We start from the raw sequence: 18,650 nt of genomic DNA, 5'->3' as shown, positions 1-18,650 counted from the left end.
TTTAGACCTCCTTTCTTAACTGCGGGTTCATGATCATTTGTATGACATCAGCAACGAGGTTGCACACAACGAACAGGCATCCCATCACAAACAAATAGGCTTGAATCATAGGGAAATCGGCGTGAAAAATAGCTGTTACACACAAACGGCCAACCCCTGGCCAAGCAAAGAGATTTTCAATAATGACGGTTCCTGCAATGAGCTTTGGTATTGACATACCGAGTGCTGTTACCGCTAGTTGAAGGGCATGTCTCATCACCTTCAATTGAATGGTTCGTTCCTTTAAACCACGAGCTCTTGCATAAAAAACAAAGGGCTCGTGCTGAAACTTTAGGATTTGATTTCGAATGAGTCTCACATAGGTCGATAAGTAGCCAAACGATAGAGTCATCGCTGGCAAAAGAAGCGATTTAAACCCTTCCATTCCACTCGTGTTGACCCAGTTAAATTTGACTGAAAAAAGCCAGATAAATAAAATGCCCAACCAAAAACTAGGCATGGAAGCTGCAATAAACACAAATGCTCTCACGATTCGATCCAACCATGTATGTGCCGCATATGCACACACCATTCCGAATAACAAACTCAGCACAATAATAAACAAAAGGGACATCCCTGCAAGCTGTAAAGTCGCAGGAAGTGCCTCCATCATCAGGTCAAGTACAGGCTCATGTGTGACATAACTACTGCCAAAATCACCTGTTAATCCGTCTTTAAGCCATGTGACATAGCGTATGAAAAAAGGTTGATCTAAGCCTAACTCTTGACGCATAGATTCAACCATCTCTTCCGTTGGGGTTACTTGGTTCACACGTAAAGCGACCTCAGCTGGATCACTCGCACGCATCGCAAGTAGCACAAACGCAAAAAACGTAATGAATACAATGAGCGGCAAAAGAAGCAATAATCGTTTTATGATATAGCGTGTCATGTCTCAGCCTCCCATTTATGACGAAAAATACATTCGATCAAAGGGAATTTCATACTGAGATACATGAAAATCTACACCTTTGAGGCGCTTATTATAAACGGCCTTTGTCACAGAATAGGAAATAGGGATATACACATTTTCATCATGAATATACGTCAAAATATCTCGGTACATTTGTGCCCTCTTTTTCTCATCCGGCTCCACCAATACTTTCGTAATGGTCTCATCCAACCACTTTTTCTTTTTCAATCCTAACTGAGCTTGATAATCAGCATGGGATGCAACACGGAATGAAGAGACGTATGTTTGAGGGTCATAAGGAAGTCCCCAAGATAGAGAGTACATAAGATCAAACTTTCCTGTTTTTTGACGATCTAAAAATGCCTGTTTTTCTTCACCTCTAATATCCAGCTTGATTCCAACCTGCTTGAAGTCCTGCTGAATCGATTCACTAATCGTTCTTTCACCTGCATTATCCGAATTATAATAAATGGTCACGCTGAGCGGCTTGTCTTCTTGATAGCGATAGCCGTCTTCTTTTAGCTTCCAGCCTGCCTCATCTAATAATGCCTCTGCTTTCTTTTTTTGATAGGTTTTCTTTTTAAGCGGAATATCTGCGTAAGGGACTGATGGGGCGAGCAGTGTATGTGCCACCTGTTCAGTTCCATTTAAAATCCCTTCTGTAATCATCTCTTTTTGAATGGCATATTGAAATGCTTCTCTTACTTTTGGATCTTGTGTTATTGGTTGATTGGAGTTGATCACAATAGATCTTGATCCAACAGGAGGACTCACGGTTACCCCATATTGACCAGCTTCTTTTAAAGCCTGAAATGAATCTCCGTCGATCATGTCACCATCAGCTCCAAATAAGAGGTCGATCTCCCCTTTTTGCAGAGCGAGTAAAATCGTTTGGTGATCCGGCATGACCTTCCATTTCACTGTTGAAATCTTTGGCTTCTTTCCCCAATAGTGATGATTCACTTCAAAAATAGCATATTGATTTTTCTTATGTTCCTTTAACACATAAGGACCTGTACCTGCATAACCTTTGACGCCTTTTGATGTGGTGCCATCAATAAAGCTTTTGGGAGAAATAAAACGGAATGGACGTGTTAAACCAAGTTCTTCTAATGTTGGATAATAGGGCTCCTTCAATGTGAGAACAAATGTATGTTCATCTACAGCCTTTGTGGATTTAATTTCTGACACGAGATTGAGCCAAGCATTTTTTTCAATATTTTTGACAACTGCATCAATATTCATTTTGACAGCCTTCGCATTAAATGGCTCACCATCTGAAAAAGTCACGTTTTCTCGAAGATGAAATGTGTAGGTTTTTCCATCTTTAGAAATATCCCAGCTTTGGGCCAGGGCAGGTTGAATGCCTTTTTCCGTATTCACAACAAGCGATTCAAACACCATATTTTGAGCGGCCATCTCCCCGCCATATAGATGGGGATTAATGTCTCTTATATCTTTTGTACTTGCATACACCAGTTCATCATCTTCTCTTCCACTTAAACTGGAAGAGGTCTTATTTTCAGAACAAGATGCCAATAGAAAACAAGCCATGACTGAAAACAGCATCAAGGTATATGTCACAAAGGACTGCTTTTTCTCGTCCTTTTTCTTTATGTAAACAGGTTGATGATTCATATGTACTTCCCCCAAATGTTCATTTTATCGTAATCATTACGATTATCAATCGAAATGATTACGAATTGAATATTAGCATACAGATCTGGGAAATACAATGTCTTTTTTCACCGAAAAAACAGACTCATGATTGAGTCTGTCAGGTTGTTGACAAAGAGCTAAAATGATCTTTATTTTAGCTCTTTGTCTTCTTTTCAGCGTGAAAGAAAACCTTTGCAGTCTAGGAAGGGCGAGCACCAGCGCACAGACCTGCGGGCGAATTCGAGGGTTTGTCTACACGCTGAGAGACTCATGATTGAGTCTGTTTCGCTTGCATAAACTGATCAATGACACGTAATGCTTTTTCTGTTCCACCTGCTGTTTGGAAACTTTCTTCAATCTTTTCAATTCCAGCACGGTACGTGTCACTTCCCAGTACACTTTCTACAGTATCTCTCAACTGCTTTGCTGTCAGCTGGTCTTTATCGAGTGCACGAGCAGCAGAGAGATCCGTCAGTCTTTTTGCCACCATCGGCTGATCTTTGTCAACCGGAATGACAACCATCGGAACATGATAATGAATACCTTCATTGACACTGTTCATCCCGCCGTGAGTCACAAACACATCTGTCAGTTCAAGGACTTCAAGCTGCGGCACATAAGGCTCGATGAGAAAATGAGATGGCGCTTCTTTTAGGAGAGACATGTCGATTTTTTCACCAGTTGCGAGAATCACTTTTCCATCAAAGTCGGCAAAGGCATCAATACACATATTAAAGAATGCTTCAGTATCTCCAAGAACCGTTCCCATTGAAATAAAGACGACCTTCTCTCCCTCAAGCGTTTCTAACGGGAAATCATGCTGGTCAGCACGTTTTAGAAAGCTAGGTCCAATGAAGACAAACGAATCATCCAATGCATCAACAGACGGCTGAAAATATTCACTTGTATACACCATATTCAGTTCTCCGCGGTTTTTCATGAATTGCATCAAATGGGTTGGCTGAACGCCAAAACGTTCATGTATTTCTTCTAACAGATGAGCCGCCTTCTCATCTTTTCTGTATAGAGGTGTATCAAAATGTGCCTCTTGCAGCACAAAAGAAGGATTCGAACCGATGCCTGGAATCTGTAAGTAATCCCGCACAAGCTCACCTGCTCCAAACATATCAAAATAGACCAAATCAAATGAATGCTGTTGAGAAAGAGTTTCCACCACTTCTAAAATGTCTAATGACGTTTGTAGCATGGCATGAAAAAATGGCTGCATGGATTCCAAATCGTCTTCTTCCACACTTAATGTCCGAATATAATCTGGATGTATATGTATGTGAGCGCCTAAGCGTTTGATCCGCTTTTGATAATGTTCAGTTGTGACCACATGCACTTCATCACCTCGATCAACAAATGCTCTTATCATTCCTAACATTGGGTTCACATGTCCTTCAGCTGGGAACGTAATCATTAAAACCTTCGCCACAAGAATCCTCTCCTTATTGTCAATTCCCTTCCATGTTAATCTTATACAGTGATCGGGCTCAACAAATACGCCTGAAAAGGGCAGAAATGAGTCTTATGGCTAGTATTTTAAGAGGATAGCAGAAAAAAAGACAAAGCCTCCTGTTTAAGTGCTTTGTCTTCTTTTTATTAATTTTTAAGTAGCATTTGTTTAAACGTAGCAGACTGTTTTTCAATTGAGATTGGATCAGCATAGATAAATTCATTGATTGAATAGGTTAGAACATGTCCTTGTTTTACTGCTTTATTTTTCTTCCATACACCACTGCTTGTGATATCAAAATTCGGTGCTTTTCCATCCTTTGTTGGTACAAGTAAATAGTCGCCAGTATACTCGTTCATCTCTTCTAATGAAATGCCGAGATACCCTTCTTTTGGAAGAGCTTTTTCTGCCTTTTCAGGCAAGCTGAACCCATAGCCTTGATAGATGACTGCCCCGCCGCGGCCAAAGTCTGTACCAAATAAGTATACTTGCTTTGGTTCGACGTCCATAATAGAGAACGTCTTGTCATTACCAATTTTTGCTTTAATCTCTTTGCCATCTTTCTTCAGCTGCTCGTCCATTTGTTGTACTTGTTTTTTCGCTAACGCTTCTTTTCCAAGAATCTTTCCGATTTCAATATGCATCTCTTTGAAGCTATGTTCACTTGTTGTGAAAGTAATTGTTTTTGCGATCTTTTTATATTTCTCAACTTGATCATTTTGTGAATAAGCAATGATGAGATCAGGCTTCAGTTTGGCGATTGCCTCCACATTTTCTATCGGCACCCTCTTCACACCTGTTTCATCTAAAAAGGATGATTTAGGATAAACATCTGTCATGCCAACAGGTGTCACACCTAACTTTTTAAAATTTCCAAGCTGCGCTGTTAACACAACAATACGCTTTGGCTTGTCAGGAATGGTGATCTTTTCACCCGTTTCAGTTGTATATGTACGAGTATTTGATTCTTGTTCTTTATTGTCTTTCTGCCCACAAGCCACCAACAATACTGCCAGCAGACTCATAAGCCAAATCATTTTTTTCACTGACGAAACCACCTTTAATTGAGAATGATTATTAATTATATCATAAATAGTTTGGTATAGATGTAAAGTTTTAGAAGTGAACGCCACACAAAAACCCCTCTCTTAATGGAGAAGGGTTTGAGAGACCTTGTTCTATCGTGAACTAGGTCGAGCATGAACTCGAAGAACGTATAATTGACATTACTTGAACCAACACGATGGATGGTTATTTGAATTGAGGACAGTTATTCAAACATAGAAATTTTAGGGTCTTTATCGTAACAGTGAACAAGCATAGCGTGTACTTGCCCCCTATGATGATAAACATGTGCTAATATCTCTAACAACCATTCATACCTTGTATATGTCACACCCCAATAGGAAGTGGTACGAGACAGTAATTCTGTGTCCGATAATTTCATATAATTATTTTTTAATGAATGAAAATTAGTCGTTAAGCCTTTTTCTATCGACTTTACAGTTTTATATGATACATTAGCATAAAATGTTTCCATCTCTTCTTGGGTCGCCTCATTCGCAATACGCCAGTCAGCTTCACAAATGATCGCAATGTGTTCCAGCAACTCTCCGATAGACTGCTTATGAGGTGTTGGTCTTTTTTGTAAATCAGCTTCTTCTAATTGCCTTACTATTTTTATCAATGTTTTAACAGCTACTTCAATTTGATGTAAAACACTTTCACAATTCATTAGTGCCTCCTTATGAATGAATTCTGCCCTTTTCGTTGAACAAGCTTTTAGAATATTGATCAACTGACTTTATACTCCAATAATAGATTAAGTTTACTTGATTGCCTATCATCAAGAAAATTTGTCTTTTTAACAATATTAATCTGTGTTTTTCGATACAAAATGAACTCTCTAATAAATAGTGAAGTTCCTCTCAATTTACTCACACAATACCACTCATAAAAAAACAAAAAAACCCTTTATTTTAAAGGGTTTTCAGCTTCTTTCATAAATGATCAATCGAATCCTATCGGATACTATAGACGCGCTCGGAGGGATTCGAACCCCCGGCAGACGTGGTACCGGAAACCACCGCTCTATCCAACTGAGCTACGAGCGCACGATATGTTTTTTAAACGTCAGCATATCAAATTATAAGGGAAATGCTGCAAGAAAGCAATGATTAATCGCTAGCCCTGTCGATGCATTTTCTTCATTCCCATACATATACTCATATGATGGTTTGAAGTGGAAGAGTTTTGGGGAAAATGGATAGGGGTATTTGATTTTAGGTCAGCATTTTGTTTGACCTTTATTGACCAAAAATGTATCATTGAATTACATACTTACCTAAAAGGTGAAGGAGGAACATTATGAATTTAATACCTACAGTCATTGAGCAAACAAATCGTGGGGAAAGAGCTTACGACATTTATTCTCGTCTTTTAAAAGACCGTATTATCATGCTTGGTTCTGCGATCGATGACAATGTTGCCAACTCCATCGTATCACAGCTTCTCTTCTTAGAAGCCGAGGATCCAGAAAAAGATATCTCTATCTACATTAACAGCCCTGGCGGTTCGATCACAGCTGGTATGGCCATTTATGATACGATGCAATTTATTAAACCAAAGGTATCAACTATTTGTATTGGTATGGCTGCATCTATGGGTGCGTTCCTGCTTGCTGCTGGTGAAAAAGGTAAGCGTTATGCCCTTCCAAATAGTGAAGTGATGATTCACCAACCACTAGGTGGTGCGCAAGGTCAAGCAACAGAAATTGAAATTGCGGCAAAACGAATCCTTTCTTTACGCGATAAACTGAACCAAGTACTTGCTGAACGTACTGGTCAGCCAATTGAAGTCATTGAGCGCGATACAGATCGTGACAACTTCAAAACAGCGGAAGAAGCACTTCAATACGGACTCATTGACAAAGTCTTGACCCGTAATACAGAAGAACAAAAATAATCACAAAACAAACCGTCTGCTCTTTGAACAGACGGTTTTTTGTTATGCATCTATTTTAAGACAGCTCCGTCCATTTCTGCTGCAGAGACGGTGTTTGATAGGAAGCCATCTGTGAAATCAATTCTTCCGGTTCTCCAGAGGCATGTAGCAATTGAAGGTGTGATTCATTCGAAAAACCTTCCTGTACACTAAACTTCACCATGTCTATGAGCGGATTGAAATAGTCATTCACTTGAAACAATCCGATTGGCTTTTGATGGATGCCAATTTGCGCCCAACATAGCACCTCAAATAATTCTTCATATGTACCAAAACCACCTGGCATAGCAATAAACCCATCGGCCAGCTCGCTCATTTTCGCTTTTCGTTCATGCATCCCTTTGACTTCAATGAGTTCAGTGAGCTCTTGATGCACAACCTCTCCTCTAAAAAGCCCTTTTGGCATGACTCCGATCACTTGCCCGCCGTTTTTCAATACCTCATCCGCTATAGCTCCCATTAAGCCAATTCGTGAGCCACCGTATACAAGGCGGATTCCTTGCTCTGCCATATAAGCCCCTAGCTCGACAGCTTTTTGTTTGTAGATGTCATTCACACCTGGATTCGAACCAGCAAACACACAAATCGTTTTCATCAAAACAGCTCCATCTCTCTCTATGATTTCTTCACCCACTCATTTTACTATAATTCATTGTAAAGAAACAGCCGCTCCATCTATATATAGTGTAAAATCAGAAGGTGAACACCATATAAGGAGCTGTATAAAGAGAATGCAAACAACTGAAATGGAAAAATGGATCAAAGATTTCTACAAAATGAGAAATTGGACAGAATACGGGCCGTTTATCAGGTTAGGTTTCCTGATGGAAGAAACAGGTGAACTCGCTCGCGCAGTCAGGGCGGTCGAAATTGGACGCGATCGACCTGATGAGAAAACACAGGAGGATGCCGCGTTAAGAAAGGACCTTATTGAAGAAATGGGAGATGTCTTAGGAAATCTACTTGTTCTAGCTGATCTCTATGATGTAACAGTAGAAGAGGTCTTCTCTTCCCATCAACAGAAACTCACACAACGGTTTTCTAGTGAAAAAGAGCAGGTAAAAAGCCCGTGACCGACATGTCACGGGCTTCAGATTGTTGACAAAGGGCTAAAATGAACTTGATTAGCCCTTTGTCTTCTTTTCAGCGTGATAGAAAACCTTTGCAGTCTAGGAAGGACGAGTACCGGCGCGGAGCGAATTTGACATTCGTGAGCACCGGCACGCAGAACTGACAAAGAATGCGAGGGTTTGTCTATACGCTGAAGCACGTGACCGACATGTCACGTGCTTTTTTTAGCCTTTTATAGCTGCTGTGGTGAAATATCATCCGTTCGTTCAAAGAAATGCTGCTTTCCAATGTGATGGAAAAGACCGGTACGATGCAAAAGCTCTTTTGGCTGTGATTGAAGCCCTACAATCATCAATTTTCCATTGTGATGCTTTAAACGATTAGAAATGTTCATCAGAACCGCTTCTGCTGAGGTGTCCATATAATTCACTTTGTTCATAAGCAAAATGAGTGTTTTCGGCTTTGTCTGAACATGATCCAAAATCGAATTTTCCAATGAATCGGTTGTACCGAAAAAGAGTGGCCCTTCAATCGAATACATACTAATCCCTTTCTGATCGGTCTCCCTTTCTAAGGCAGCTGCGGTTTCGATTTGAGGAACAGCAACATTTGAGGAAATATTCGTTGTCTGGCTCATTTTTTTGATAAAGGCGATAAACGCTAAAATGAGACCTGCAGTCACCCCTATAATCAAATCACCGATGACCGTTAGCAGGAAGGTCACGACAAGCACAAGGGAATCCGCATTTTTGACTTTGACAATATTGATAAACTCCTTTTTCTCACTCATATTCCACGCCACAAACATCAAAATCGGTGCCATGGCAGCAAGTGGAATCATCGATGCATATGGTGCAAATAACATTAAGATGAGCAAGACGACGACACCATGCACAACTCCTGAGATGGGGCTTGCTCCACCATTTTTAATGTTTGTTGCCGTACGAGCAATCGCTCCAGTCGCTGGGATCCCTCCAAAAAGCGGTGCCGCCATATTGGCAATTCCTTGTCCGACGAGTTCTTTATTGCTGTCATGTTTAGAACCTTTCATATTATCAGCTACCATCGCGGACAAGATCGACTCCACGCCGCCCAAAAGCGCAATGACAATAGCCGGCGGCAGCAAATAAATCATTTTTTCAATCGTCAATTCAGGAAAAGCGAAAGTTGGTAGCTGACGAGGGATTTCGCCATATGCAGAGCCGATGGTTTCAACTTGTCCTTGAAAAAAGAGAACAGCTATAAATGTTGAAACGAGTAGACCTAATAGAGCACCAGGTATTTTGGGAATGTATTTTTGTGCCGCCAAAATCACGATGAGCCCAACAATCGCTGTGAGAATGGCGAGACTGTTTGCGGTACCGAGATGGACCACGATTTCTCTCATATTGAGGAAAAAGCTTTCATGTTTTTCAACACCCTTTAATCCGAGGAAGTTGGCAATCTGTCCTGAAAAAATAATGACAGCAATGCCGGCAGTAAAGCCGATGATAACCGGACGAGGAATAAATTTCATGAGCTTTCCTAGTTTGAATATTCCGAATAAGACAAGCATACAGCCTGCCATAAAACCAGCAATGAGTAAGTTTTCAATACCGTACTGGCTGACGATCCCGAATAAAATTGGAACAAATGCCCCGGTCGGTCCGCCAATCTGATACTTTGAACCACCAAACAATGAAATCAAAATGCCGGCAACGATGACTGTGTATAATCCGTATTCTGGTCCGACACCAGATGCAATGGCAAAAGCCATGCCTAAAGGAATTGCCACAACGCCCACGACAAGCCCAGCGATTAAATCGCGTCTAAACTTTGATGAATCATAACCTTCAAATCTTCCATAAAAACGCATGGTATGTGTTGGCCTCCTTCAAGTATGTGTAGATGATTTAGGTATATTGCGGGTCGATCTGTTTATCTTTTATAACGACATCCAGCTTTCCTGTTGCCGGATGAATCACTAGTCCATGAACAGCTACATCACTTGGCATGAGCGGGTGCTCTTTGACTAATTTCACACTTTGGGATACGCTCTCTTCCACTGAATCAAAGCCTGTCAGCCAGCCCTTTAAATCGACACCTGCGCTTTTCACAATGCTCAAACACTTTTCCTCAATTCCCCGTGCTTTTGCCTTTTCAAGTAAAGGGTCTGCCGCAAGGCCTGCCATTCCGCATTCATGATGGCCGACAATGCATACTTCCTCTGCTTTCAGCTCATAAATGGCTAGTAAAATACTCCGCATGACACTGCCAAATGGATGTGTGACGATGGCTCCTGCATTTTTAATGATCTTCGCATCACCATTACGAAGCCCCATGGATTGCGGTAATAATTCCAACAGGCGTGTATCCATACAAGTTAATATAACCAATTTCTTCTCAGGAAATTTTCCCGCCTTGAAAGGCTCATACTGTCTCTCTTTCACAAAATCTGCATTGTGCTGAAGAATCTGTTCTAATGTTGATTCCATCCTGTCATCTCCTATCTTTTTTAAGTGATTGTAACGCCTTACCTGGCCTCCTTTTCCCTTGTGTGTTCTCAAGCATAGAGAAGAAAAATGATAGAAAAAAAAGAAAAAAATGAGAAAACGATGAGAGAATATGTAAGCATTTTCTCTATTTTGCTCTTTGTTCCGCTTCAGCACAGGGGATATGCGGCTTTTGCTTACAAACGATGGCTCACATTTCACCAAAAGACGATGAAAAGGTTTAGTAGAAAATGACCGTCCCGTTTAATACACTGCAAATATAATAAATTTTCTATCAAAAAGTCTCGATCTATTTTCCAGTTTGTCAGATTATCTCCCGAAACATCTAGCATTTTTCTATGACTCATCTACTAATCACTCGTTTTTCTACATCATAAAAAGACATCAGATGGCCATGTCATTTACTCTTTCACTATAAAAATCTCTCCTTTTCCGTTATTTCAGTATATTAAATATTGAGCAGCTCATATTCAAACGTGTACTGCCAAAATGGTTGCTTTATAATAAAAAGAGAAAGATGACCATGTGAAAGGAGCGAGTTGATGATGAAACCACATATTTTTGTCGCCAAACCCTTACCTGCCACTTTTGAAGACATGTTAAAAGAACATTGTACATACGAGGTATGGCAGTCAAAGGACCCGATCCCAAGAGATCTATTATTTGAGAAGCTGCAGAAGGCTGATGGCCTTTTAACATCAGGTACGAAAATTGATCAAGATTTATTAGATCATGCACCTCAACTCAAGGTGGTAAGCAATAATTCAGTCGGCTATGACAATTTTGATCTAGAAGCCATGAGACAAAGAGGCGTGATTGGTACGCACACGCCTTATACACTCGATCATACCGTTGCTGATCTTGCCTTTTCGCTCATTCTCTCTTCTGCGAGGAGAATTGCCGAGCTTGATCGTTTTATCCGCAAGGGAAAATGGACAAAATTTGTTCAAGAGGAAGATATATTCGGCATTGATGTCCATCATCAAACGCTTGGGATCATTGGGATGGGACGAATCGGAGAGCAAGTAGCCAAACGAGCCGCTCATGGTTTTGATATGAACGTCCTCTATCACAACCGGAGCCGAAACGAGAAAGCCGAATCGGCATATGGCGCTGTATATTGTGCACTGGATGACTTGCTGAAGCAAGCTGATATCATTGTGTTAATCACACCGCTGACGGATGAGACGTACCATATGATAGGAGAGCGGGAATTGAAATTAATGAAGCCGACAGCTTTATTTGTGAACATCTCCCGCGGAAAAACCGTCGATGAGAAAAGCCTCATTCAAGCACTACAGGAAGGGTGGATTAAAGGAGCTGGTCTGGATGTGTATGAGCAAGAACCGCTTCAGGAAGATCATCCTTTCAAGGAGATGGACAATGTCACACTTGCCCCGCATATCGGTTCCGCTACTGAAACGACAAGAGATCTTATGCTGAAACGAGCCATTCATAATGTGATTCATGGAATTGACGGCAAAGCCCCTATTGATATTGTGAAGGAGCTTGCCTCATCTTAATTGAAAAAAGGCGCAGGGAATTGCGTCTTTTTGTTTACGTCATCTAGAGACAGTAGGTCAAAAAGCCTCATTTTGTCCAATCTCCTGATTCTTTACATTCTCTTCATATGCCGGTGCTATAATATGAGGTAGACAAGCATCAAGAGGACGGCATCCCATTTCCTTTTGAGGAGGATCAAGATGAAAAAAATAAGTTCGATTTTTACTCTGTTCGCTCTGATTGCTGCCATTCTGTTTTCTGGATTTATCCCGCAGCAAGCCCATGCAGAAACACCACTTACACCAACAGCCACAAATGAAACTGCTTCCGTACAGCTTGCACCAGACCTTCGTACCCTTGCCGTCATTAATACCTTTGATGGTGTAGCAGATTACTTAATCCGCTATAAACGACTACCTGATAATTACATCACCAAATCACAAGCGAGCGCCCTCGGATGGGTGGCATCAAAAGGAAATTTAGCTGAAGTCGCGCCGGGCAAAAGCATCGGTGGAGACGTATTCTCTAATCGAGAGGGACGCCTTCCATCAGCTAGCGGCCGTACATGGCGTGAAGCCGACATCAACTACGTCTCCGGCTTCCGTAATGCTGACCGCCTAGTGTATTCAAGTGACTGGCTCATTTATAAAACAACCGATCACTATGCGACATTTACGAGGATTCGTTAATCATTATAAAAAGACAGCCCTAAGTCAAAAGGGCTGTCTTTTTTCATATTGTTTACGGAAGCAGTTTTTGTACGTACTCCTCAAACGGTTGTGAGAGTGGTTTCTTCGATACTTCTTCCTGTTCATGTATCGTGACATGATCCTCTGTCACGATCACACGACCTGTTGGTGTCAGTTTGGATGCAAGCGGTCTTTTGTTAAAAGGAGAGGCTTCATTTTCATAAATCTCATGCCTCAATTGCACAAGTGTATCTTCACCGACTTCTTTCAATGTGAAAGCATAACCTGTTTCAGCACCTGCTCCCCTATCCAATTGGAGTAGATGGGTTCCTTTTTCTGTTTCCTCTGCGTTCACTCGAAAACGAAGAGACGGTGCTTCCACCCATTCACCTGTAAAAGGGACGGGCTGAAGGGGTAAATTCACACCAAATCCGGCATCAATGAGGTAGCGCTCATGGTGATGTTGAAGGACGATGGCTACATGCGTCCCATCCAGTGCCCACTTCTCTGCTTCTTTGTTATATACGGTCCCTTGAACGAGCTGTACGGCGAGACCTGCCTCTTTTAAGACATAATATAAGAGCGGATTGAGGTCATAGCAAAGCCCACCTCTGCTGCCTTCCAGAAGATGATGCTTCAAACCTTCTTGATCCAAAGCATAGGCGTGTTTACCCACCACAGATCTATTTTCAAAAGGAAAGGTATAAGCCATCTTCCTTAGTAAATCAGGCAATTGTTCAAAGGTAATGGACGAAGCTTCGTATCCAATTTTCTGTAAAAAGGCTGATTGAATCACAACTTTCCCTCCTAAAAAAACTGAGCCCTTGAAGAGACTCAGTTTTCTTGATTGATAAAATCCGTTAACGCATCGATGGCTTCTTGTTCATCTGCTCCATCAGCTATTAGTTTGACGGTGACCCCAGAGCTGATCGCAAGACTCATCAGTCCCATAATACTCTTCGCATTGACCTTTTTTCCATCTTTCTCTAGAAAAATATCAGCACCAAAACGATTGGCTTCTTGAACGAACAAAGCAGCCGGACGTGCCTGCAAACCCGTTTTCAGCTGAATTGTGACCGTTTTTTCCACCATATGATCTGCCTCCCTTTTTTATTTCCCTATTTGAGTGTAACAGCTTGTCCGTTTCTTAATTGTTCTGCAATCTGATCTAGCTTTCTTAAACGGTGATTAATGCCTGATTTGCTGATCTTGCCGCTTTCCACCATTTCGCCAAGTTCCTTTAGTGTGACTTCTTGGTAGTCAATACGCAGTTGCGCAATTTCACGCAGCTTATCTGGCAGGGCGTCTAGTCCAATCTTTTCGTCAATGAATTGAATATTTTCAACTTGGCGCAGTGAGGCACCGATCGTTTTATTCAAGTTTGCTGTTTCACAATTGACGAGCCGGTTCACAGAATTCCTCATATCTCGGACGATGCGCACGTCTTCAAAACGAAGCAATGAGTTATGAGCACCCACAACACTTAAGAATTCCGTAATTTTCTCCGCTTCCTTCATGTATGTGATAAAGCCTTTTTTGCGTTCAAGTGTTTTACTATTAAGATGGAATTGATTCATGAGCTCACAAAGGGCATCATTATGTTCTTTGTATAGTGAAAAAATCTCAAGGTGATACGAAGAGGTTTCTGGGTTATTCACAGAACCTCCTGCTAAAAAAGCACCTCTCATATAGGAACGCTTGCAGCATCTTTTTTTCACAAGTTCTTCTGAAATGTTGCGTTCAAATACAAATTGTTCACCTAATATCTTCAGGTCCTCTAAAATGGTTTTCGCTCGTTCTACCAGTCTGACAATATACACATTATTCTTTTTTAATCTCATTTTTTTACGAACGAGCAGCTCGACAGTCACATCGTATTTCTTTTTCAAAAGGGTATAAATACGTCTTGCAATGGCTGCGTTCTCTGTCTGTATATCTAAAATCAATTTTCGATTAGAAAAAGATAATGAACCGTTCATACGGATGAGGGCAGAAAGCTCTGCTTTTGTGCAGCAGTCCTTCACTTCCAGATTAGTCAGCTCTTTTTTTGTTTCGGATGCAAATGACATCCTTGCCACCCCCATTCCTATTTTTTCTGATGCAGCAAATCGACAAGCAGCGCAGCTACTTTCAGCGTGTCATGACGAATCACATGCTGGTCATATGTAATGATTTCCCCAGGGATGACTTCTAGTCCCATGGCTTTGAGTACATCTGTGTCGAATTGTACAGGCTGCGCCTGCTCTTCTGCATATTTTGCTTTGATTTCTTCTGGAATTTCTTTATTGTTCACAAATATCGTATCGATAAATGGTCGGTCCATATGATCGTTTAGTGCCTGCACATGATCAGCTGCACTGTAGGAAAGCGTTTCCCCCGGCTGTGTCATGACATTACAAATATAGACTTTTTTCGCCTTAGAACGAATCACTTCTTCGCCAATATGCGGTACAAGCAAGTTTGGCAAGATACTTGTATACAAGCTGCCAGGTCCGAGGACGATCAAGTCGGCTTCACGAATGACTTGAATCGATTCTGGGAGCGGTTCAATCGTATCGGGTGTGAGGAACACTCGTTTAATTCGCTCACCATAGGTTGGGATTTTTGATTCTCCTGTTACCACTTGCCCATTTTCTAATTCAGCATGAAGAACAACACTTGAATTCGCTGCTGGCAATACTTTTCCTCTCACATTTAAGACCTTGCTCATTTCTGTGACGGCATGAAAAAAATCACCGGTTATATTCGTCATAGCCGCAAGAATGAGATTGCCGAGAGAGTGGCCTGTTAAGTCATTCCCTTTATTAAAACGGTGCTGAAATAAATCTTCTACAAGCGGTTCGACATCAGAAAGTGCCGCAAGGACATTCCGAATATCGCCTGGAGGCGGAATATTCAAATCATGTCGCAGTCTGCCTGAGCTGCCTCCATCATCAGCAACCGTTACAATAGCGGTAATATCCACTGGCTTTGTTTTTAGCCCTCTGAGCAAAACAGATAAGCCAGTGCCTCCGCCAAGAATGACCACCTTTGGAAGTGTCGTCATCTATTTTCTGCTTCTCTTTTCAATGTCCCGGTGAGTGACATGAGTATAGTAGTCATTTTTAAAATACTCCGATAAGTAGTTCGCTAGCGTCACTGATCGGTGCTGTCCACCTGTACAGCCAATAGCGATCACCAGCTGACTTTTCCCTTCTCGTTTATAGGACGGAAGCATAAAGCTGAGAAGGTCGATTAATTTCTCTGTGAACTTTTGCGTTTCACTCCACTTCATGACATAGGAGCGTACTTCTTCATCATTTCCAGTCTGTGGACGCATGCTCTCAATATAGTAAGGATTCGGCAGAAATCTCACATCAAATACAAGATCAGCATCAATTGGCAGACCGTATTTAAAACCGAAGGACATCACATTCACTGTAAACACCTGCCCTTGGCTTGTGGCAAAGTGTGCGACAATTTTTTCTCGAAGCTGTTTCGGTTTTAAATCCGATGTATCAAAAATCATTTGAGCCCGGCCTTTTAACTCTTCTAACAGAGCGCGTTCCATCTCAATTCCTTCGAGCGGCAAACCTGTTGTCGCAAGGGGATGAGAACGTCTCGTTTCTTTATATCTTGAGACAAGCACCTTATCGTTTGCATCTAAAAATAGAATCCTTGGTGTGATCCAGCCGATATCACTCATCTCATCTAAGGCAGCAATTAAGCTATCAAAGAATTCACGTCCTCGCAAATCCATCACAAGGGCCACCTTGCTCATCTTTGAATTGGATTCCTTCATGAGCTCTAGAAACTTCGGTAAAAGTGATGGCGGTAAGTTATCCACACAAAAGTAACCTAAGTCTTCAAAGCTTTGGATGGCAACGGTTTTCCCCGCACCTGACATCCCTGTAATAATCACAAGCTGAATATCATCTTGTTTGTGCGTATTCATGCCTGCTCCCTCTCCTTCTTTATGAAAACGGTTCATTTATTAGTCTCCTTGAGGATCTAATCGATAAGCAATCAGCTCAAAATCTGGTGTATACGTAAAAGTGCCGTGGAGAAGTCCTTTCCCTTTCAACATGAAGTCAAGAATATGGGAATCTCCTGGAGCCATCGGCAAGCTGGGCACATCTTTTACATCATGCCATTTTAAAATGCCTTCCTCCGACTCTGATACGTTTTTTCCTGTAAAGGAATCTGCCATAAAGGTGAACATCATCCACTCTTGAACGATTTGATCGCCTTCTTTTATGATAAAGGTAAACACGCCTTTTAGCTGAGGATTTAAAATATAAATGCCTGTTTCTTCTCTAAATTCTCGAACGACTGAATCCTTGACCGATTCTCCGCTCTCCATTTTGCCGCCAGGTGCTACCCACCAGCCTCGTCTTGGCTTTTGCAGCAAGAGAACTTGATCTTCGTGATGCAGCACACAATTGGTTACTCGTTGCATCAGCTGTCACCTACTCTTTTATGTCTTTTTCTTATTATACAGGTTCATCATGACTCCCACAATGAACATGCCCGTTCTTCACTGAAAACAGACAGGTTTTCGTATGAATATGGCGACGGGCACTTTCTCTATTCTTTATTTTACAACATGTAACGGTTCTCCATGCGTCATTTGTGAACATCTCGTGAATTTCTGATTTTAAGCAAAAAAAAAGGACACGGATTCACATCCGTGCCAAACATGTATTCCTTATAAAAGGGGGTCAATTACTAGTTTCATCATAACGGATAATTATTTCACCCGTGTTACATTCCAGTTAAAAGCCCGTGACGCAATATTAAGGATTTACGACAGCTGTTTATTTCATTGCTTTTAGCTTTTCAGCAAGCTCTTCTACATAATGCTGTGCACTCTGTGCTGCAATACTTCCATCACCTGTTGCTGTGACGATTTGACGAAGGGTTTTTTCACGAATGTCGCCAGCTGCGAAGATTCCTTCAACTTTTGTTTCCATTCTTTCGTTTGTCTCGATGTAGCCCTCTGCATTTGTAATCCCTAGATTTTCAAATGGTTTAGACAGCGGCAGCATACCGATGTAGATAAAGACGCCGTCTGTTTTGAAGTCTTCTTCCTCACCTGTCACGGTATCAATTAATGTCACACTGCCGACTTTCCCGTTCTCTTCATTGATTTCTTTGACGGTTTTGTTCCACATAAAGTCGATTTTTTCATTATCAAATGCACGTGCTTGTAAGATGCTTTGGGCACGAAGTTTGTCGCGTCTATGGACAATTGTGACTTTAGACGCAAAGCGAGTGAGGTAAACACCCTCTTCTACTGCTGAGTCTCCTCCGCCAATCACGACAAGCTCTTTGTTTTTAAAGAAGGCACCGTCACATACAGCGCAGTATGATACGCCGCGGCCGCCAAGTTCTTTTTCGCCTGGTGCACCGATTTTTTTGTATTCAGCACCTGCCGCAATAATGACAGAGCGTCCTTTGTATTCTTTTGAACCAGCTTTGACGGTTTTGTACTCTTCACCATCTACAATTTCTTTAATATCGCCATACGCATACTCGGCACCGAATTTCTTTGCATGCTCAAACATTTTATTTGAAAGTTCCGGCCCTAAGATGCTTTCAAAGCCCGGATAGTTCTCGACATCTTCCGTATTCGCCATTTGGCCGCCTGGAATTCCTCTTTCAATCATCAGTGTTGAAAGATTTCCCCGTGATGTATAAACAGCGGCTGTCATTCCGGCAGGACCCGCTCCAATGATGATCGTATCGTAGATTTTTTCTTCTGACACAACTGTCACTCCCTCTTCAATTGCTGCTAGCATTTCTTATTAGAATGCCCTTGGGTGATGCTTCCATTCATGACA

Annotated in this window: 18 protein-coding genes, 1 tRNA gene and 1 pseudogene; 4 read left to right on the top strand and 16 right to left on the bottom strand. The window is 41.5% G+C overall.

Features of this window, described 5'->3' with window-relative positions; all coding sequences use genetic code 11:
• Nucleotide 1: 1 nt before the first annotated feature.
• The 6 genes from opp1B to KFQ09_RS12790 all read right to left on the bottom strand — a co-directional run bounded on the left by opp1B (nt 2) and on the right by KFQ09_RS12790 (nt 6,184).
• On the bottom strand, nt 2–931 hold the full coding sequence (opp1B, locus tag KFQ09_RS12815; RefSeq protein ID WP_046527394.1) for a nickel/cobalt ABC transporter permease: 930 nt from the start codon (nt 929–931) through the stop codon (nt 2–4).
• A gap of 15 nt (nt 932–946) precedes the next feature.
• Nucleotides 947–2,590 (bottom strand): nickel ABC transporter substrate-binding protein, encoded by a 1,644-nt coding sequence (nikA, locus tag KFQ09_RS12810; protein WP_073412773.1) that lies wholly within the window; start codon nt 2,588–2,590, stop codon nt 947–949.
• Nucleotides 2,591–2,879: 289 nt separating this feature from the next.
• Nucleotides 2,880–4,049: a macrolide family glycosyltransferase gene (locus tag KFQ09_RS12805; protein WP_008347787.1), complete on the bottom strand. Its 1,170-nt coding sequence runs from the start codon at nt 4,047–4,049 to the stop codon at nt 2,880–2,882.
• A gap of 167 nt (nt 4,050–4,216) precedes the next feature.
• Complete coding sequence (locus tag KFQ09_RS12800; protein ID WP_255836245.1) at nt 4,217–5,107, bottom strand: ABC transporter substrate-binding protein; 891 nt, start codon at nt 5,105–5,107, stop codon at nt 4,217–4,219.
• A 233-nt stretch (nt 5,108–5,340) separates the two neighbouring features.
• Nucleotides 5,341–5,805, bottom strand: a complete 465-nt coding sequence (locus tag KFQ09_RS12795) for a DinB family protein (RefSeq protein WP_041091289.1) — start codon at nt 5,803–5,805, stop codon at nt 5,341–5,343.
• A 303-nt stretch (nt 5,806–6,108) separates the two neighbouring features.
• Nucleotides 6,109–6,184, bottom strand: a tRNA-Arg gene (locus tag KFQ09_RS12790).
• A 253-nt stretch (nt 6,185–6,437) separates the two neighbouring features.
• On the opposite strand from KFQ09_RS12790, the gene clpP reads away from it, so the two are divergent.
• Complete coding sequence (gene clpP / locus KFQ09_RS12785) at nt 6,438–7,034, top strand: ATP-dependent Clp endopeptidase proteolytic subunit ClpP (RefSeq protein WP_007500118.1); 597 nt, start codon at nt 6,438–6,440, stop codon at nt 7,032–7,034.
• 55 nt (nt 7,035–7,089) lie between these two features.
• On the opposite strand, the gene KFQ09_RS12780 is transcribed toward clpP, so the two are convergent.
• Entirely contained in the window at nt 7,090–7,668 is a 579-nt protein-coding gene (locus tag KFQ09_RS12780) for an LOG family protein (protein ID WP_255835721.1), read from the bottom strand.
• 136 nt (nt 7,669–7,804) lie between these two features.
• On the opposite strand from KFQ09_RS12780, the gene KFQ09_RS12775 reads away from it, so the two are divergent.
• A complete protein-coding gene (locus KFQ09_RS12775) occupies nt 7,805–8,146 on the top strand; it encodes a MazG nucleotide pyrophosphohydrolase domain-containing protein (protein ID WP_008347798.1) in 342 nt (113 codons plus the stop codon).
• 230 nt (nt 8,147–8,376) lie between these two features.
• Here KFQ09_RS12775 and KFQ09_RS12770 read toward each other — a convergent pair whose 3' ends face one another.
• Together KFQ09_RS12770 and KFQ09_RS12765 are read right to left on the bottom strand one after the other, a co-directional pair.
• A complete protein-coding gene (locus KFQ09_RS12770) occupies nt 8,377–9,999 on the bottom strand; it encodes a SulP family inorganic anion transporter (protein ID WP_035701494.1) in 1,623 nt (540 codons plus the stop codon).
• A 37-nt stretch (nt 10,000–10,036) separates the two neighbouring features.
• Nucleotides 10,037–10,618, bottom strand: a complete 582-nt coding sequence (locus KFQ09_RS12765) for a beta-class carbonic anhydrase (RefSeq protein WP_017357909.1) — start codon at nt 10,616–10,618, stop codon at nt 10,037–10,039.
• Nucleotides 10,619–11,181: 563 nt separating this feature from the next.
• Here KFQ09_RS12765 and KFQ09_RS12760 point away from each other — a divergent pair.
• Nucleotides 11,182–12,159 carry a 2-hydroxyacid dehydrogenase gene (locus tag KFQ09_RS12760; RefSeq protein WP_232516902.1) on the top strand — a complete coding sequence of 326 codons (978 nt, stop codon included), beginning with the start codon at nt 11,182–11,184 and terminating at the stop codon, nt 12,157–12,159.
• Between the two features lie 342 nt (nt 12,160–12,501).
• Nucleotides 12,502–12,828 (top strand): annotated as a pseudogene (locus tag KFQ09_RS12755) (ribonuclease); the annotation flags it as partial.
• Nucleotides 12,829–12,880: 52 nt separating this feature from the next.
• On the opposite strand, the gene KFQ09_RS12750 reads toward KFQ09_RS12755, so the two are convergent.
• The 7 genes from KFQ09_RS12750 to trxB all read right to left on the bottom strand — a co-directional run bounded on the left by KFQ09_RS12750 (nt 12,881) and on the right by trxB (nt 18,575).
• On the bottom strand, nt 12,881–13,624 hold the full coding sequence (locus KFQ09_RS12750; protein WP_079919152.1) for an arylamine N-acetyltransferase family protein: 744 nt from the start codon (nt 13,622–13,624) through the stop codon (nt 12,881–12,883).
• A 38-nt stretch (nt 13,625–13,662) separates the two neighbouring features.
• The gene (locus KFQ09_RS12745) at nt 13,663–13,920 is read right to left on the bottom strand and encodes an HPr family phosphocarrier protein (protein WP_008348124.1); all 258 of its coding nucleotides are present in this window, start codon (nt 13,918–13,920) and stop codon (nt 13,663–13,665) included.
• A gap of 26 nt (nt 13,921–13,946) precedes the next feature.
• A complete protein-coding gene (whiA, locus tag KFQ09_RS12740; RefSeq protein WP_008348125.1) occupies nt 13,947–14,897 on the bottom strand; it encodes a DNA-binding protein WhiA in 951 nt (316 codons plus the stop codon).
• A 17-nt stretch (nt 14,898–14,914) separates the two neighbouring features.
• Complete coding sequence (gene yvcK / locus KFQ09_RS12735; protein WP_008348128.1) at nt 14,915–15,874, bottom strand: gluconeogenesis factor YvcK family protein; 960 nt, start codon at nt 15,872–15,874, stop codon at nt 14,915–14,917.
• Entirely contained in the window at nt 15,875–16,762 is an 888-nt protein-coding gene (gene rapZ / locus KFQ09_RS12730) for an RNase adapter RapZ (protein WP_182489029.1), read from the bottom strand.
• A gap of 39 nt (nt 16,763–16,801) precedes the next feature.
• On the bottom strand, nt 16,802–17,266 hold the full coding sequence (locus KFQ09_RS12725) for an 8-oxo-dGTP diphosphatase (protein ID WP_008348133.1): 465 nt from the start codon (nt 17,264–17,266) through the stop codon (nt 16,802–16,804).
• A gap of 358 nt (nt 17,267–17,624) precedes the next feature.
• Nucleotides 17,625–18,575: a thioredoxin-disulfide reductase gene (gene trxB, locus KFQ09_RS12720; protein ID WP_029575420.1), complete on the bottom strand. Its 951-nt coding sequence runs from the start codon at nt 18,573–18,575 to the stop codon at nt 17,625–17,627.
• Nucleotides 18,576–18,650 lie beyond the last annotated feature (75 nt).

The organism is Bacillus sp. FS02 (assembly GCF_024398395.1).
In the GTDB taxonomy this organism is placed as follows: Bacteria; Bacillota; Bacilli; order Bacillales; family Bacillaceae; genus Bacillus; species Bacillus altitudinis.
The sequence above is the reverse complement of the archived record's forward strand: the minus strand, read 5'-3'. Positions and strand labels throughout refer to the sequence as shown.

Excerpts from the sequence above, each read along its gene's own strand:
- KFQ09_RS12765 (WP_017357909.1), bottom strand. The coding sequence starts at position 10,618 with ATGGAATCAACATTAGAACAGATTCTTCAGCACAATGCAGATTTTGTG.
- KFQ09_RS12760 (WP_232516902.1), top strand. The coding sequence starts at position 11,182 with ATGAAACCACATATTTTTGTCGCCAAACCCTTACCTGCCACTTTTGAA.
- KFQ09_RS12770 (WP_035701494.1), bottom strand. The coding sequence starts at position 9,999 with ATGCGTTTTTATGGAAGATTTGAAGGTTATGATTCATCAAAGTTTAGA.
- KFQ09_RS12745 (WP_008348124.1), bottom strand. The coding sequence starts at position 13,920 with ATGGTGGAAAAAACGGTCACAATTCAGCTGAAAACGGGTTTGCAGGCA.
- whiA (WP_008348125.1), bottom strand. The coding sequence starts at position 14,897 with ATGTCATTTGCATCCGAAACAAAAAAAGAGCTGACTAATCTGGAAGTG.
- KFQ09_RS12800 (WP_255836245.1), bottom strand. The coding sequence starts at position 5,107 with ATGATTTGGCTTATGAGTCTGCTGGCAGTATTGTTGGTGGCTTGTGGG.
- KFQ09_RS12725 (WP_008348133.1), bottom strand. The coding sequence starts at position 17,266 with ATGCAACGAGTAACCAATTGTGTGCTGCATCACGAAGATCAAGTTCTC.
- clpP (WP_007500118.1), top strand. The coding sequence starts at position 6,438 with ATGAATTTAATACCTACAGTCATTGAGCAAACAAATCGTGGGGAAAGA.
- rapZ (WP_182489029.1), bottom strand. The coding sequence starts at position 16,762 with ATGAATACGCACAAACAAGATGATATTCAGCTTGTGATTATTACAGGG.
- opp1B (WP_046527394.1), bottom strand. The coding sequence starts at position 931 with ATGACACGCTATATCATAAAACGATTATTGCTTCTTTTGCCGCTCATT.
- nikA (WP_073412773.1), bottom strand. The coding sequence starts at position 2,590 with ATGAATCATCAACCTGTTTACATAAAGAAAAAGGACGAGAAAAAGCAG.
- KFQ09_RS12795 (WP_041091289.1), bottom strand. The coding sequence starts at position 5,805 with ATGAATTGTGAAAGTGTTTTACATCAAATTGAAGTAGCTGTTAAAACA.
- KFQ09_RS12780 (WP_255835721.1), bottom strand. The coding sequence starts at position 7,668 with ATGAAAACGATTTGTGTGTTTGCTGGTTCGAATCCAGGTGTGAATGAC.
- yvcK (WP_008348128.1), bottom strand. The coding sequence starts at position 15,874 with ATGACGACACTTCCAAAGGTGGTCATTCTTGGCGGAGGCACTGGCTTA.
- KFQ09_RS12775 (WP_008347798.1), top strand. The coding sequence starts at position 7,805 with ATGCAAACAACTGAAATGGAAAAATGGATCAAAGATTTCTACAAAATG.